This is a genomic window from Enterobacter sp. NFIX59 (genome assembly GCF_900113755.1).
GTDB lineage: Bacteria > Pseudomonadota > Gammaproteobacteria > Enterobacterales > Enterobacteriaceae > Enterobacter > Enterobacter pseudoroggenkampii.
On record NZ_FOQN01000005.1, the window covers coordinates 42,115 to 56,592 of the forward strand.

Here is a 14,478-nt window from a genome sequence, read left to right on the forward strand (position 1 = left end):
CGACACAGTATAAATAATAGAAAAAATTGGAATTTTGATATGAATCGGGATTGCGCGATTCAGTATTAATCCCTTAGGAGCAGAGAGCGCAATCCGGCGGCTTTGTTTTCGATCTCCTGCCACTCCTGTTCCGGGTCAGACCCGCTGACAATGCCGGCACCGGCATAGAGCCGCAGGGAGTCATCCTGGACGCGCGCGGAGCGCAACGCCACGCAAAATTCACTCTGGTCAGGCGATAAATACCCGGCAGAACCGGCGTACCACTCGCGGTTAAAGGGCTCAACCTTCTGAATAAACTCGCGCGCAGGCTGTCGGGGTAATCCGGCTACGGCCGCGGTCGGCTGTAGCATGAGCAGACACTGCTCATCATCGGCCTGTTTGAGCTCGGTCCAGATACAGCGGCGCAAATGCTGCACTTTACGCAGGCGCACCACCTGAGGGGGCAGTACCTCAAGCGTCTGCGTGTAGTGCTGAAGACGCTGACAGATATCTTCCACGACCAGCATATTTTCGCGCTGGTTTTTATCGTCGTTAAGCAACCACTCGCCGAGACGCTGCGCCTGGCTATCATCGGTATGGCTGGCAACGGTGCCCGCCAGCGCTTCCGTGCGCAGCAGCGTGCCGCGCCGCCGCCAGAGACGCTCGGGCGTCGAGCCAAGAAACGCGTTGCTGGCGTTGAATACCATGCAGAAATGGTAGCAGTGTAAATTCAGGGCGCGGCTGGCCGCCATCAGCGCGACAGGGTTAACGCGCTGTGTAACCTGAATATCGGTTGCCCGGGCGAGAACCACTTTTTCAAAATCACCGCGCGCGATGGTCTCTGTCGCCATGCGGATAAGCGTCATCCATTCGGCCTGCTGCGGCTGATGGGTTTCGTGCTCAACCTGAACGGACAGCGGACGGATAGATCTCGCAGGACGGAGCTGCTGTAAAAAATCCAGCGCGGCGCGGGCATCCTCCTCAAGCGAGCGGTCGCTCCACAGCTGCAGGCGCAGCGTGGCGTTGCCGGCGGTGCGTCGCCAGAGCAGCCGCGGTAAAAAGAGGCTGCCCTGCTCCGGATTAAAGGCGTTCAGGCCGCAGATGCGGGTATCACCTGCTGCGTTTTGCTCGCGCAAAAACTGCGAGGCTAACGCCAGAGAAGGAAATTGGGTGACAGCCCCCAGCGCGGCCAGCTCTTCATCGCCGTTACGCTGCTGCCAGTAAAACTGCGGATAACACTGCTGCTCGCCCAGCCAGGCGAGGGGATCGAAGGCGTCGTTTAACGGGAAAGAGACGTCGAAATGACGTATGCCGGGTGCTGCGGGTAACGCTTGCGATAGCTGGGTACGCAGTTGCTCCAGCGCGAGGAAAATCGAATTCACGCGAACCTCTCCCTGTTAAAGCCTTGTATTATACGGGGTACTGACCATAAATAGCAGTACCCACGTATAGGGAGTGGTTAAACGGCTTAACGACGGGCTAACAGCAGCCCCAGCACCAGGCCTACGGCAGCACCTACTCCAATGCCCTGCCACGGTTTTTCATGCACGTAATCATCGGCACGGTACACCGCTTTTTTGGCACGGTAGTAGTAAGTATCTGACGCATGGCTGACGCGGTTTTTCACTTCATGTAGCGCCTGCTCGGCGCGGGCTTTTAGCTCAATATATTTCTGATCGGCAGGGTCGCCCGAGGAACGTAACACCTCTTCCAGCGTTTCGCTCAGTAAGGCCAGGTCGTCGTCGATACGGGTATCCCAGGATTGAAATGACATATTTTTCTCCATGTTAGTACACCAGTCCGCTAACTATAGCCAACGACTCGTCATTACGCCTGCTTCGCTTCTCGCGCCATGCCGACGTGGGGAATACCATCTTCATCGTACACCTCGGTGACGGGCACGAAACCAAAGTGGCCGTAGAAGGACTGCAGGTGCGCCTGCGCACCCAGGTATAACGCCTTGTTCGGCCACTGTTTCTGGCACGCCTCCAGCGTTTTTTCCATCAGCTGATAGCCGAGTTTTTCACCACGCGCTTTGCCGCTGATGATGACGCGGCCAATGACGACAGGCTCAAAATCGTCTTCGCTTTTCAGAATCCTCGCATACGCCACCAGCTCGTTATTCCGCCAGCCGAGGATATGGCGGTTCTCGCCGACGAGATCGTCGCCGTCGATGTCCTGATACGGGCAGGTCTGTTCAACCACGAACACTTCGCAGCGCAGTTTCAGCACAGCGTAAAGTGAATGAACGGTGAGGTCACTATGGTGTAAATCTTGCCACTGGATCATGTCAGTCTCCTTCCTGGGGTTCATCACGTTATACTAAACCCCTCCCCGTTCGGCAAAGGGCTGATTGCGTTATGGAACTGATTTTTCTGGGTACGTCCGCTGGCGTGCCAACCCGCTCACGGAACGTGACGGCGATTCTGCTGGATCTTAAACACCCCACCCGCGGTGGGCTGTGGCTGTTTGACTGTGGTGAAGGGACGCAGCATCAGCTGTTACACACCGCTTATCACCCCGGCAAGCTGGATAAAATTTTTATCACCCATCTGCATGGCGACCATCTGTTTGGCCTTCCCGGCCTGCTGTGCAGCCGCTCGATGGCCGGTAACGCCAACCCGCTGACGATTTACGGGCCTGCGGGTATTCGTGAATTTGTTGAAACCACGCTGCGCCTGAGCGGGTCGTGGACGGATTATCCGCTGGAGGTCGTTGAGATTAGCGAAGGACTGGTTTTCGATGACGGCGATTATAAGGTGAGCGCTCAGCCGCTCAATCACCCTGTCGAGTGCTATGGCTATCGCATTGACGCGCATGACAAACCCGGCGCGCTGGACGCCGCCGCGCTGATGGCCGACGGCGTAAAACCCGGACCGCTGTTCCAGCGCCTGAAGCACGGTGAGACCGTCACGCTGGAGGACGGGCGCGTCATCAACGGCCAGGATTATCTCGCCGCCCCACAGCCCGGCAAAAAGCTGGCGATTTTTGGCGATACGGCCCCGTGCCCGGCGGCGCTCACGCTGGCCCAGGGCGTGGACGTGATGGTGCATGAAGCGACGCTTGAAACGGCGATGGAAGAGAAAGCCAACAGCCGGGGCCATAGCTCCACGCGTCAGGCGGCGCAGCTTGCCCGTGACGCGGGCGTCGGGAGGCTCATCGTCACCCACGTCAGCTCGCGCTACGACGCGCGGGGATGCGCAAGCCTGCTGGCAGAGTGCCGCACGCTGTTTCCGGAATGTGAGCTGGCCGAAGATTTCGCTCAGGTCAGCGTTTAGTCCTTCATTTTTCCCTCAGGATGCCGATAACGATTAAAAGGTCAGCATTTCTCTCGAGGGTAGAATGGATAATTTCCAGAAAGATATTGATGACAGGGCGAATCTGACCCTGTCGAACCGTTTTGAACTGTTGCTGTTCCGTCTTGGCACCTCTCTGAACGAAAATAAATCTGAGCTGTTTGGCATTAACGTCTTTAAGCTGCGTGAAATTGTGCCGATGCCGGAGTTCACGAAACCCGCCGGGATGAAGTCACCGCTGATGGGAATGGTGAATATTCGCGATCAGGTGATCCCGGTGATTGACCTGGCCGCCGTGGCGGGCTGTAAGCCCACCACCGGGCTGAACATTCTGCTGATCACCGAATATGCGCGCAGCGTGCAGGCGTTTGCCGTGGAATCGGTTGAGAACATCATGCGTCTGGACTGGAAGCAGGTGCACGCGGCGGAAACCGCCGTCAGCGGCCGCTACATCACCAGTATCGCGTGTCTTGACGAGAAGACCGATACCAACGATCTGGCGATGGTGCTGGACGTTGAGCAGATCCTGTATGACATCACCCCGGCCAATCACGATCTGCACGCCACGAACCTGAAGACCACCAAATTCCATATCAAGCCAGGCGCTGTCGCCATCGTCGCGGAAGACTCCAAAGTGGCGCGCTCGATGCTGGAGAAAGGTCTGCAGGCAATGGAGATCCCGGCCCAGCTGCATATCACCGGCAAAGAAGCGTGGGAGAAAATTGGCGTACTGGCGGCACAGGCCCAGGCTGAAGGGGTTCCCATCACCGATAAGATCGCGCTGGTGCTGACCGACCTCGAAATGCCAGAAATGGACGGCTTTACGCTGACGCGCAAAATCAAAACCGACCCGGTACTGAAAGATATTCCGGTGGTGATCCACTCTTCCCTTTCCGGCAACGCCAACGAAGACCATATTCGCAAGGTGAAGGCGGACGGGTATGTGGCGAAGTTTGAGCTGAACGAGCTGTCGTCAGTGATTGAGGAAGTGCTGGACCGCTCGATGAAGAAGATTGACGGGCCGTTGATTAGCCGGAAGCAGCTGGCTTAAGCATGGTGCGGGCTGGTGCCCTCACCCCGGCCCTCTCCCACAGGGAGAGGGAGAAAACCATAAAAAAACCCGCCGAGGCGGGTTTTTTGTTTTTACATTAATGGCATTGCTCGCTGCACGATCTCAATCAGCGGTTGCGGATAGATACCGAAGATGAGCACCAGCAGCGCGGAGATAAGCACTACGATACCACCGGCGCTGTACTGCCAGTTGGTTGGGGCATCGCGGTTGAGCTGCTGAGGTGCGCTCAGGTACAGGCTCACGGCCACGCGCAGGTAGTAGTAGAGACCAATCGCGGAGCCAATCACCACGCCCGCAGTCAGCCACCACAGGTGCGCCTGCACACCGACGGCCAGCACGTAGAACTTACCGATAAAGCCGAGCGTCATCGGAATACCTGCCAGAGAGAGCATCATCACCGTCATCACCGCAGACAGGATCGGACGGTGCCAGAACAGACCACGGTAGGAGAACAGTGAATCGGCATCCGGACCACGGTACGGGCTGGACATCAGGCTCACCACGCCGAAGGCGCCGAGGCTGCTGAACAGGTAACCGGCCAGATAGACGCCCACGGCTTCCATCGACATCTCACCGCTCTGCAGCGCAATCAGCGCCACCATCAGGTAGCCCAGATGAGAGATAGACGAGTAGCCCAGCAGACGTTTGATGTTGGTCTGGCTCAGCGCCATCAGGTTACCGAAGATGATGGAGACGAACGCAATAATGCCCAGCACCACGCGAACCGCTTCGCTGTCACCCACCGGTGCGTACAGGAACAGACGCATAACCACCCCGAAGATGGCGATTTTGCTCGCCGTCGCCAGGAAGGTCGACACCGGCGCTGGCGCGCCCTGGTATACGTCTGGCGTCCACAGGTGGAACGGCACCAGAGAGAGTTTAAAGCCAAGGCCAACAATCATCATGCCCAGACCCGCCAGCAGCAGCGGCTCATGCAGCATGCCGTCACCGAGGCTCTTGCCGAGCGCCATAAAGGAGAGGTTACCGGACTGTGCGTACACCAGCGCAATACCAAACAGCAGGAACGAGGACGCCGCCGCAGACAGGATGGTGTACTTGATGCTTGCTTCCAGGGAGCGCTTCTGGCGGAAGGCGTAACCAATCAGACCGAACAGCGGCAGAGAGATCAGCTCAATACCGAGGAACAGCGCGGCCAGGTGGTTCGCATTCGCCAGCAGAATGCCGCCCAGCGCGGCAATCAGAACCAGCAGGTAAAACTCTTCTTTGTTGTCGTTGTAGCCTTCGAGCCATGGGTACGCAAAGGTACAGGTTGCCAGGCTCGCCAGCAGCACCAGACCGGTATACAGCATGGCGTAACCGTCAACGCGCATCAGCGGAGTGACGTCCATCGCCCCACCCTGGCCAACAAACCAGAGAGAGACTAACGCGGCGTTCAGGCCGATGACCGACAGCGTGGCATTCAGGAAGTGATTGCGTCGCCACGCAATGGAGAGCATCACAACCACCACCGTCAATCCGACGATCAGCAGCGGTAGCAGCGCGATCAGTTGTTGTGGAGTTATTGTCATGGCGAATTACGGCCTTGTAGTAGAAACAGAATTAACAAACCACTGCTGGATATTGCCCATCGCGCTGTGCGAGGTATCCAGAATCGGCTGCGGGAAGAAGCCCAGCAGCACCAGCAGTACGACCAGCAGCAGGATGATGAACAGCTCACGCAGCGACATCCCCGGCAGTTCTTGTGCAGCAATTTCGCTCTTCGCTTTACCGAAGTACGCGCGGTGCAGCATCGCCAGCGAGTAGACGGAAGCGAACACCAGACCAAAGGTGGAGATCACGGTAATCACCGGTACCACTTTGAAGCTGCCGAAAAGAATCATAAATTCGCCGACGAAGTTACCGGTACCCGGCATCCCCAGAGTCGCCACCGCGAAGAACATGGAGAGCGCTGGCAGCCACTTAATTTTGCTCCACAGACCGCCCATCATACGCATGTCACGGGTGTGCAGACGTTCATACAGCTGGCCGCACAGGATGAAGAGACCGGCTGCGGACAGACCGTGCGCAATCATCTGGATCACCGCCCCCTGGTACGCCAGCTGGCTGCCGGTGTAGATAGCAATCAGCACGAAGCCCATGTGGGAAACGGAGGTGTAGGCAATCAGACGCTTGATGTCGTACTGCGTGAAGGCCATCCAGGCACCGTAGAAGATACCGATCACACCCAGCCACATGGCAATCGGTGCGAATTCTGCGGAGGCGTTCGGGAACAGCGGCAGAGCGAAACGCAGCAGACCGTAGGCCGCCGTTTTCAGCAAGATGCCCGCCAGGTCAACGGAACCCGCCGTTGGTGCCTGAGAGTGCGCGTCTGGCAGCCAGCCGTGCAGCGGAACCACCGGCATTTTCACCGCGAAGGCGATGAAGAAGCCCAGCATCAGCAGGTATTCCACGCCGTGAGACATTGGGGTCTTCAGCAGGTCTTCGTAGTTGAAGGTCCAGGTACCGGTCGCGTTGTGGTGAACAAACACCAGCGCCAGAATGGCAATCAACATCACCAGACCACTCGCCTGGGTATAGATGAAGAACTTGGTTGCCGCCGTGATACGCGTTTTACCGTCGGACGCCTTGTGGCCCCACAGCGCGATCAGGAAGTACATCGGCACCAGCATCATCTCCCAGAAGAAGAAGAACAGGAACATGTCGATGGCAAGGAACACGCCGATCACGCCGCCCAGGATCCACATCAGGTTCAGGTGGAAGAAGCCCTGGTATTTTTCGATTTCACGCCAGGAGCAGAGTACCGCCAAAACACCGAGCAGACCGGTCAGCACCACCATCAGCAGCGACAGACCGTCAATCGCCAGGTGGATCGTAATGCCGAAACGTGGGATCCACGGCAGGATGAACTCAGACTGCCACTGCGGAATGCCCGCAGACTGGGTCAGTGAGTAACCGCCCTGCAACCACAGTTGCAGGCCAAGCGCGAGCGTCAATCCCATGGTGATCAGCGCAATCCAGCGCGGCATCTTCACGCCAAAGCGTTCAGTCTGCCAGCACAGGAAGCCGCCGATGAAGGGAATTAATATTAGCCAGGGTAGTAACATGGCGATTTACATTCCTTTTTAAGGCCCCCAGCAGGGGCCTGATTTTCAACGAATTCGAATAAAATTCACTTAACGATCAACGCAACACCATCAGCAGCGCCAGCACGACAACCGCACCGATGCTCATGGACGCCACATACCAGCGCAGGTAACCGTTCTCGCTGTACAGCAGGCCTTTACCTGCAAAGCGGGAGAGGATCGCCGGGATATTCATCAGGCTGTTCAGTGGGTCGCGCTTCACCAGCCACGCAATGCCCAGGAACGGCTTAACGAAGATCATGTCGTACAGCCAGTCGAAGCCCCACGCGTTGTACCACCAGGTGCCCAGCAGGCGGCCTGGCGCACTGTTGGCCACGGCAGTCACCAGCGTACGTTTGCCCAGCCACAGCCATGCAGCGATCAGGATGCCCGCGATAGCGACCACACCGGAGGTGATTTCAAGCGTCAGAACGCGACCGTGCTCAAGCTCGGTGGTGTCTGGCAGTACGCCCTGCAGCGGCGGTACAATCATCGCGCCAACGAAGGTGGACAGTACCAGCAGCACAATCAGCGGCAGGTGATGGGTAATCCCCTTCCCTGCGTGAGCGTGAATTTGTTCTTTACCGTGGAATACGATGAAAATCATACGGAAGGTATACAGGGAGGTCATGAACGCACCGACCAGACCCGCAACCATCAGATTGATATGACCATTCGCCATGGCACCCGCAAGGATTTCGTCCTTACTGAAGAAGCCCGCGGTGATCAGCGGCAGTGCCGCCAGCGCCGCGCCGCCCACCAGGAAGCAGACATAGACCAGCGGGATAGACTTACGCAGTCCGCCCATTTTGAAGATGTTCTGCTCGTGATGGCAGGCCAGAATCACCGAACCGGATGAGAGGAACAGCAGCGCTTTAAAGAACGCGTGCGTCATCAGGTGGAAAATGGCCGCGTCCCACGCCTGAACGCCCAGCGCCAGGAACATGTAACCAATCTGGCTCATGGTGGAGTACGCGAGAACGCGCTTGATGTCGGTCTGCACCAGCGCGGCAAAGCCTGCCAGCACCAGCGTGACCGCACCGACGATACCCACCAGATGCAGAATTTCCGGGGTCATCAGGAACAGGCCATGGGTACGCGCAATCAGGTAGACACCGGCGGTAACCATGGTCGCAGCGTGGATCAGCGCGGAGACAGGGGTTGGACCCGCCATCGCGTCGGCCAGCCATGTCTGCAATGGCAGCTGCGCGGATTTACCCACAGCACCACCCAGCAGCATCAGCGTTGCCCACCACAGCATGTTATTGCCTGCGGCGAAGTGCGCTGGCGCCAGTTCCACCATTTCGCGGAAGTTCAGCGTGCCCAGTTCGTTGTAAAGAATGAACAGCGCGAAAGCGAGGAAGACGTCACCCACGCGGGTCACGATGAACGCTTTCATGGCCGCTGCGCCATTCTTCGGATCGGTATAGTAGAAACCGATCAGCAGGTAAGAACACAGACCCACGCCTTCCCAGCCCAGATACATCAGCAGCAGGTTATCGGCCAGGACCAGAACCACCATGCTGGCGATAAACAGGTTGGTGTAGGCGAAGAAGCGGGAGTACCCCTCTTCACCGCGCATATACCAGGAGGCGAACATGTGGATCAGGAAGCCAACGCCGGTAACCACGGAAAGCATGGTCAGCGAGAGGCCGTCCAGCACCAGGTTGAAACCGATGTTGAAATCACCGACCGACATCCACGTCCACAGCGGCACGCTGAAAGGCTGACGCCCGTTGTTAAAGAAGTCGATACCCGCATACGCTGTCACCAGCGCGGCCAGGCCAACAGAGCCCATGCCGACGGTTGCAGACAGATTCTCAGACCAGCGGCCGCGAGAAAACGCCAGCAGCACGAAGCCAATCAGCGGAAAAATAATGGTTAAGGCAAGCATGTTCATCCACGCAACTCACTTACTGAATCGATGTTCAGATTCTGGCGGCGACGATGGAGCTGTAGCAACAGCGCCAGGCCAATACTCGCTTCGGCAGCCGCGAGGCTGATGGCGAGAATGTACATCACCTGACCATCGGTCTGGCCCCAGTAGCTTCCGGCGACCACGAAGGCCAGCGCGGAGGCGTTAATCATGATTTCCAGCCCGATCAGCATAAACAGCAGATTGCGGCGGATAACCAGACCGGTCAGACCCAGAACGAATAAAATCGCAGCGAGGATCAGTCCATGTGTTAAGGGGATCATGCGCGCTCCTCCGTTTTTCTTTTCGCGCGGTCATCAGTGCGGTTGCTCAGCACCTCGCCAGCACGCTCTTCGCGGCCAACGTGGAAAGCCACAACCAGACCTGCCAGCAGCAGCATTGAGGCCAGTTCCACTGCCAGAACGTATGGGCCAAAGAGCGTGATACCGACCTCTTTCGCGCCAATCGGCGTGCCGTCGATGCCCTGATCGTTAACACCCAGAATGGCATAAACGATCACCACCAGCATGATGGCCGACAGAATTGCCGGGCCAATCCACACCTGCGGTTTTAACCACTGACGTTCCTGCTCAATTTCAGAGCCGCCCAGGTTCAGCATCATCACCACGAACACGAACAGCACCATAATGGCCCCGGCGTAGACGATGATTTCCAGCGCACCGGCGAAGTGCGCGCCCAGTGCAAAGAACACCCCGGAAATGGCCAGCAGCGAGATGATTAAGTACAGCAGCGCATGCACCGGATTGGTGTGCGTGATCACTCGCAGCGTAGCCAGGATGGCGATAAGGCCACAGATATAAAAAGCGAATTCCATTGCCCTCTCCTTACGGTAACAGGCTCTTGACGTCGATAGGCTTAGCTTCGTTCTCTGCTTCGCCCTTATCTTTGCCGTCGATTGCCATACCCGCCATCCGGTAGAAGTTATATTCCGGGTATTTGCCCGGACCGGAAATCAGCAGATCCTCTTTCTCGTACACCAGGTCCTGACGCTTGTACTCACCCAGCTCGAAGTCTGGAGTCAGCTGAATCGCCGTGGTTGGGCACGCTTCTTCACACAGACCGCAGAAGATGCAGCGTGAGAAGTTGATGCGGAAGAACTCAGGGTACCAGCGGCCGTCTACCGTCTCGGCTTTCTGCAGAGAGATACAGCCTACCGGACACGCTACCGCACACAGGTTACAGGCAACGCAGCGCTCGGAACCGTCCGGGTCGCGCGTCAGCACGATACGGCCACGGTAGCGCGGCGGCAGATATACCGGCTCTTCCGGGTACATCCGGGTTTCGCGTTTGGCAAACGCGTGCAGGCCGATCATCCAGATACTGCGTACCTGGGTACCGAAGCCTACCAGTAATTCTTTTAAGGTCATGGTCTATTGCCCCTTATGGCTGCTGCCAGAGAATGACAGCGGCCGTTACCAACAAGTTGACGAGCGTCAGCGGCAGGCACACTTTCCAGCCGAAGGACATTACCTGGTCATAACGCGGACGCGGTAACGCTGCGCGAATCAAAATGAACATCATCATGAAGAACGCGGTTTTCAGCGCGAACCAGATGAACGGCGGTAAGAACGGGCCATGCCAGCCACCGAAGAACAGCGTTACCATCAACGCGGAAATGGTGACGATACCGATGTACTCGCCCACGAAGAACAGACCGAATTTCATACCGGAATATTCGATGTGGTAACCGTCGGCCAGTTCCTGTTCGGCTTCTGGCTGGTCAAACGGGTGACGGTGACACACTGCCACGCCCGCGATGGCAAAGGTAATAAACCCAAAGAACTGCGGAATAACGTTCCAGATGTCGGCCTGGTTGTTGACGATGTCGGTCATGTTGAATGAACCGGCCTGCGCCACCACGCCCATCAGGGAGAGACCCAGGAACACTTCGTAGCTCAGGGTCTGCGCGGAAGCACGCATCGCACCCAGCAGCGAGTATTTGTTGTTACTGGACCAGCCTGCGAACAGGACCGCGTAAACCGCGAGGCCTGCCATCATCAGGAAGAACAGAATGCCGATGTTCAGGTCAGCGACCACCCAGGTCGGGCTGACCGGCACGATAGCAAACGCCAGCAGCAGCGAGGTGAAGGCGATCATCGGTGCCAGAGTAAAGATCACGCGATCCGAGAAGCGCGGGATCCAGTCCTCTTTAAAGAACATCTTGATCATGTCCGCGACCAGCTGGAGTGAACCACCCCAGCCCACGCGGTTCGGTCCGTAACGGTTCTGGAACAGACCGAGCAGACGACGTTCACCAAAGCTCATGAACGCGCCGCAGGTGACCACCACCAGCAGAATCACAACCGCTTTCAGAATGCTCAGCAGGATGTCGATAAGATCCGGCGTTAACCAACTCATGCTTTTGCCTCCTGCAGATTATCAAGACGCGCACCCGCCAGAACTGGCGCGATGCCAGGCATACCCATCGGCAGACCGACCTGCCCTGCTGTCAGGCTTTCAGAAATAATCAGCGGCAGGCTGATGGTCTGGCCGTCATAGCTAAAGGCGATGTTCGCACCCGCGTTAACGCCAAGCTTCGCGGCATCCGCCGGGTTAAGCTTGATGTACGGCTGCGGCATACGGGTCTGGAAGACCGGTGAACGCTGGGACAGCTCGTCGCTACCGAACAGGTGGTAGTACGGCGCAATACGCCAGCTACCGTCCTGCGCCTGGAAGCTCGCCGGTACGGTGGTGAAGAAGTCCAGACCGGTTTCGGAAGCTTCAATCAGACGCACGCCCGGATCGCCGTGGCGCAGGGAGCCGCCCACTTCAGCCTGGAACTTGTTCCATGCCTGCGGGGAGTTCCAGCCCGGTGCCCATGCGAACGGGATTTGCGAACGCGGTGCAGACGGCTGGTTGTTCCCTTCCATGGAGAAGGCAAACATGGTGTCTTTATCCTGCGGCTGGCGCGGTTCGTGCACGCTGATATTGGCGCGCATTGCGGTACGGCCGCTGTAACGGTGCGGTTCACGCGCCAGTTTCTGGCCGCGAATGCGGAAGCTTGCTTCAGGCGCGGCATCTTTAATGCCTGCCAGCTGAGGCAGTTTTTCCACCACCGCGTCGATAACGTGGTCGAGCTGCGTCCAGTCCACTTCACGGCTCTGCACGGTGCTGTGCAGGGAGTGCAGCCAGCGCCAGCTTTCCAGCATCACGGTGTTGCTGTCGTAGTAAGCCGGGTCATAAACCTGGAAGAAACGCTGCGCGCGGCCTTCGTTGTTGATAACGGTACCGTCGCTTTCTGCGAAGCTTGCCGCAGAGAGCACCAGGTGCGCTTTGTCCATGATCGCGGTGCGCTGATGGTCAATCACCATCACCAGCGGCGCTTTGGAGAGCGCGGCGTCAACGCGAGCGGCAGAAGCATGACGATGCAGGTCGTTTTCCAGCACCACCACGGCGTCAGCGGCACCGGATTCCAGTTCGCTTAACGCAGCTTCCAGCGAGCCGCCGCCGATCATGCCCAGACCAATGCTGTTCACCGCACGGGCAATCATGGTCACGCCGACGTCAGCACCGCGGCCTTTCAGGGCTTTGGCCACGTTGGCTGCCGCCTGAATGATCTCAGCGCTGCCGGCGTTGGTCCCGGAAATAATCAGCGGTTTCTTCGCACCGGCCAGGGCCTGAACAATCACGTCAACCTTGTTCTGCAGGTCGCGATCCAGTTCTACCGCCGGTGAGTTGTTGTCCAGCGCGTGGGCAATGGCAAAGCCAAGGCGCGCCTGATCTTCAACCGGTGCGCAGTAGGTCCACGCCGCGATGTCGTCCAGACGGGTGTTGTCGACGTTGGTCACAAACAGAGGATGCTTCGCGCGCTGACCGATGTTCAGGATCGCCGCAATCTGCCAGTCAGCCACTTTCTGCGCCGCTGCCATTTCACGTGCTTTACCCTTCACCGCCTGACGAACCGCCAGAGCCGCGCGGGCGCCGGTCTGGGTCAGGTCTTCACCCAGCACCAGGACCGCATCATAGGATTCGATTTCGCGCAGCGCAGGGGTATGGATACCGCCTTCACGCAGCACTTTCAGTACCAGCTGCAGACGTTCCTGCTCGCCCTGAGCGATACCGGTATAGAAGTTTTCCGCCCCAACCAGCTCGCGCAGCGCGAAGTTGCTTTCGATGCTGGCGCGCGGGGAGCCGATACCGATCACTTTCTTCGACTGGCGCAGAATATCTGCCGCGCCCTGCATCGCCTGTTCAGCGTTCAGGGTAATGAAGTCGTCGCCACGGCGCTGAACCGGCTGACGCGGACGGTCTTTGAGGTTCACATAGCCATAGCCGAAACGACCGCGGTCGCAGAGGAAGTAGTGGTTAACGGTACCGTTGTAACGGTTTTCGATACGGCGCAGTTCGCCGTAGCGCTCACCCGGGCTGGTGTTACAGCCGAGGGAACACTGCTGGCAGATGCTTGGCGCAAACTGCATGTCCCATTTACGGTTGTAACGCTCGGAGTGAGTTTTATCCGTAAAGACGCCGGTCGGGCAGATTTCTACCAGGTTACCGGAGAATTCGCTCTCCAGCACGCCGTCTTCCGGACGACCGAAGTAGACGTTGTCATGCGCGCCATACACGCCCAGATCCTGACCGTCTGCATAGTCTTTGTAGTAACGCACGCAGCGGTAGCAGGCGATGCAGCGGTTCATTTCGTGAGAGATGAACGGCCCCAGGTCCTGGTTACGGTGGGTACGCTTGGTAAAGCGATAGCGACGGAAGCTGTGACCGGTCATCACGGTCATATCCTGAAGGTGGCAGTTACCGCCCTCTTCACAAACCGGACAGTCGTGCGGGTGGTTGGTCATCAACCACTCCACCACGCTTTCGCGGAACTGTTTGGCTTCTTCGTCATCAATCGAAATAAAGGTGCCTTCGGTGGCTGGCGTCATACAGGACATCACCAGGCGACCACGCGTGTCTTCCGCGTTTTGATATTGCTTCACCGCACACTGGCGGCAAGCACCGACGCTGCCCAGCGCCGGATGCCAGCAAAAGTACGGAATATCGAGGCCAAGAGACAGACAAGCTTCCAGCAGGTTGTCCGCCCCGTTGACTTCGTATTCTTTGCCGTCTACATGAATCGTAGCCATTAGCATGCTTCCAGTTGGCTCGGTCGAAACCGAG

Annotated in this window: 13 protein-coding genes; 2 read left to right on the top strand and 11 right to left on the bottom strand. The window is 57.8% G+C overall.

The features are described 5' to 3' along the window. Positions 1-65 precede the first annotated feature (65 nt). The 3 genes from menF to BM007_RS16800 form a co-directional block, all read right to left on the bottom strand. On the bottom strand, positions 66-1,361 hold the full coding sequence (menF, locus tag BM007_RS16790; protein ID WP_090419946.1) for an isochorismate synthase MenF: 1,296 nt from the start codon (positions 1,359-1,361) through the stop codon (positions 66-68). Between the two features lie 86 nt (positions 1,362-1,447). Beyond that, complete coding sequence (elaB, locus tag BM007_RS16795) at positions 1,448-1,753, bottom strand: stress response protein ElaB (protein WP_008500219.1); 306 nt, start codon at positions 1,751-1,753, stop codon at positions 1,448-1,450. Between the two features lie 53 nt (positions 1,754-1,806). Then, positions 1,807-2,268 carry a GNAT family N-acetyltransferase gene (locus BM007_RS16800; RefSeq protein ID WP_090419949.1) on the bottom strand — a complete coding sequence of 154 codons (462 nt, stop codon included), beginning with the start codon at positions 2,266-2,268 and terminating at the stop codon, positions 1,807-1,809. 71 nt (positions 2,269-2,339) lie between these two features. Between BM007_RS16800 and rbn the strand changes: the two genes are divergently transcribed. Both rbn and BM007_RS16810 read left to right on the top strand, forming a co-directional pair. Continuing rightward, positions 2,340-3,257: a ribonuclease BN gene (gene rbn / locus BM007_RS16805; RefSeq protein WP_090419952.1), complete on the top strand. Its 918-nt coding sequence runs from the start codon at positions 2,340-2,342 to the stop codon at positions 3,255-3,257. A 64-nt stretch (positions 3,258-3,321) separates the two neighbouring features. Beyond that, positions 3,322-4,326 (top strand): chemotaxis protein, encoded by a 1,005-nt coding sequence (locus tag BM007_RS16810; RefSeq protein ID WP_024908219.1) that lies wholly within the window; start codon positions 3,322-3,324, stop codon positions 4,324-4,326. A gap of 92 nt (positions 4,327-4,418) precedes the next feature. Here BM007_RS16810 and nuoN read toward each other — a convergent pair whose 3' ends face one another. From nuoN to nuoG, 8 genes are all read right to left on the bottom strand, one after another. After that, positions 4,419-5,876: an NADH-quinone oxidoreductase subunit NuoN gene (gene nuoN, locus BM007_RS16815; protein ID WP_061714719.1), complete on the bottom strand. Its 1,458-nt coding sequence runs from the start codon at positions 5,874-5,876 to the stop codon at positions 4,419-4,421. A gap of 6 nt (positions 5,877-5,882) precedes the next feature. After that, a complete protein-coding gene (nuoM, locus tag BM007_RS16820; protein WP_008500214.1) occupies positions 5,883-7,412 on the bottom strand; it encodes an NADH-quinone oxidoreductase subunit M in 1,530 nt (509 codons plus the stop codon). A 76-nt stretch (positions 7,413-7,488) separates the two neighbouring features. Continuing rightward, positions 7,489-9,330: an NADH-quinone oxidoreductase subunit L gene (nuoL, locus tag BM007_RS16825; RefSeq protein ID WP_024908969.1), complete on the bottom strand. Its 1,842-nt coding sequence runs from the start codon at positions 9,328-9,330 to the stop codon at positions 7,489-7,491. Next, entirely contained in the window at positions 9,327-9,629 is a 303-nt protein-coding gene (gene nuoK / locus BM007_RS16830; protein ID WP_003861496.1) for an NADH-quinone oxidoreductase subunit NuoK, read from the bottom strand. Before nuoK ends, nuoL begins: the two co-directional genes overlap by 4 nt. Then, positions 9,626-10,180: an NADH-quinone oxidoreductase subunit J gene (gene nuoJ, locus BM007_RS16835; RefSeq protein ID WP_008500212.1), complete on the bottom strand. Its 555-nt coding sequence runs from the start codon at positions 10,178-10,180 to the stop codon at positions 9,626-9,628. Before nuoJ ends, nuoK begins: the two co-directional genes overlap by 4 nt. A gap of 10 nt (positions 10,181-10,190) precedes the next feature. Continuing rightward, complete coding sequence (nuoI, locus tag BM007_RS16840) at positions 10,191-10,733, bottom strand: NADH-quinone oxidoreductase subunit NuoI (protein ID WP_003861491.1); 543 nt, start codon at positions 10,731-10,733, stop codon at positions 10,191-10,193. Positions 10,734-10,746: 13 nt separating this feature from the next. Continuing rightward, positions 10,747-11,724, bottom strand: coding sequence for an NADH-quinone oxidoreductase subunit NuoH (gene nuoH / locus BM007_RS16845; protein ID WP_047346615.1), 978 nt, complete (start codon positions 11,722-11,724; stop codon positions 10,747-10,749). After that, positions 11,721-14,444 (bottom strand): NADH-quinone oxidoreductase subunit NuoG, encoded by a 2,724-nt coding sequence (gene nuoG, locus BM007_RS16850; protein WP_025913145.1) that lies wholly within the window; start codon positions 14,442-14,444, stop codon positions 11,721-11,723. The genes nuoH and nuoG overlap by 4 nt, the downstream gene beginning before the upstream one ends. Positions 14,445-14,478 lie beyond the last annotated feature (34 nt).

What these genes read in the sequence shown, in the direction of transcription:
- nuoL (WP_024908969.1), bottom strand. Translation starts at nt 9,330, where the DNA reads ATGAACATGCTTGCCTTAACCATTATTTTTCCGCTGATTGGCTTCGTG.
- nuoK (WP_003861496.1), bottom strand. Translation starts at nt 9,629, where the DNA reads ATGATCCCCTTAACACATGGACTGATCCTCGCTGCGATTTTATTCGTT.
- elaB (WP_008500219.1), bottom strand. Translation starts at nt 1,753, where the DNA reads ATGTCATTTCAATCCTGGGATACCCGTATCGACGACGACCTGGCCTTA.
- nuoI (WP_003861491.1), bottom strand. Translation starts at nt 10,733, where the DNA reads ATGACCTTAAAAGAATTACTGGTAGGCTTCGGTACCCAGGTACGCAGT.
- rbn (WP_090419952.1), top strand. Translation starts at nt 2,340, where the DNA reads ATGGAACTGATTTTTCTGGGTACGTCCGCTGGCGTGCCAACCCGCTCA.
- BM007_RS16810 (WP_024908219.1), top strand. Translation starts at nt 3,322, where the DNA reads ATGGATAATTTCCAGAAAGATATTGATGACAGGGCGAATCTGACCCTG.
- nuoH (WP_047346615.1), bottom strand. Translation starts at nt 11,724, where the DNA reads ATGAGTTGGTTAACGCCGGATCTTATCGACATCCTGCTGAGCATTCTG.
- nuoM (WP_008500214.1), bottom strand. Translation starts at nt 7,412, where the DNA reads ATGTTACTACCCTGGCTAATATTAATTCCCTTCATCGGCGGCTTCCTG.
- nuoN (WP_061714719.1), bottom strand. Translation starts at nt 5,876, where the DNA reads ATGACAATAACTCCACAACAACTGATCGCGCTGCTACCGCTGCTGATC.
- BM007_RS16800 (WP_090419949.1), bottom strand. Translation starts at nt 2,268, where the DNA reads ATGATCCAGTGGCAAGATTTACACCATAGTGACCTCACCGTTCATTCA.
- nuoJ (WP_008500212.1), bottom strand. Translation starts at nt 10,180, where the DNA reads ATGGAATTCGCTTTTTATATCTGTGGCCTTATCGCCATCCTGGCTACG.
- nuoG (WP_025913145.1), bottom strand. Translation starts at nt 14,444, where the DNA reads ATGGCTACGATTCATGTAGACGGCAAAGAATACGAAGTCAACGGGGCG.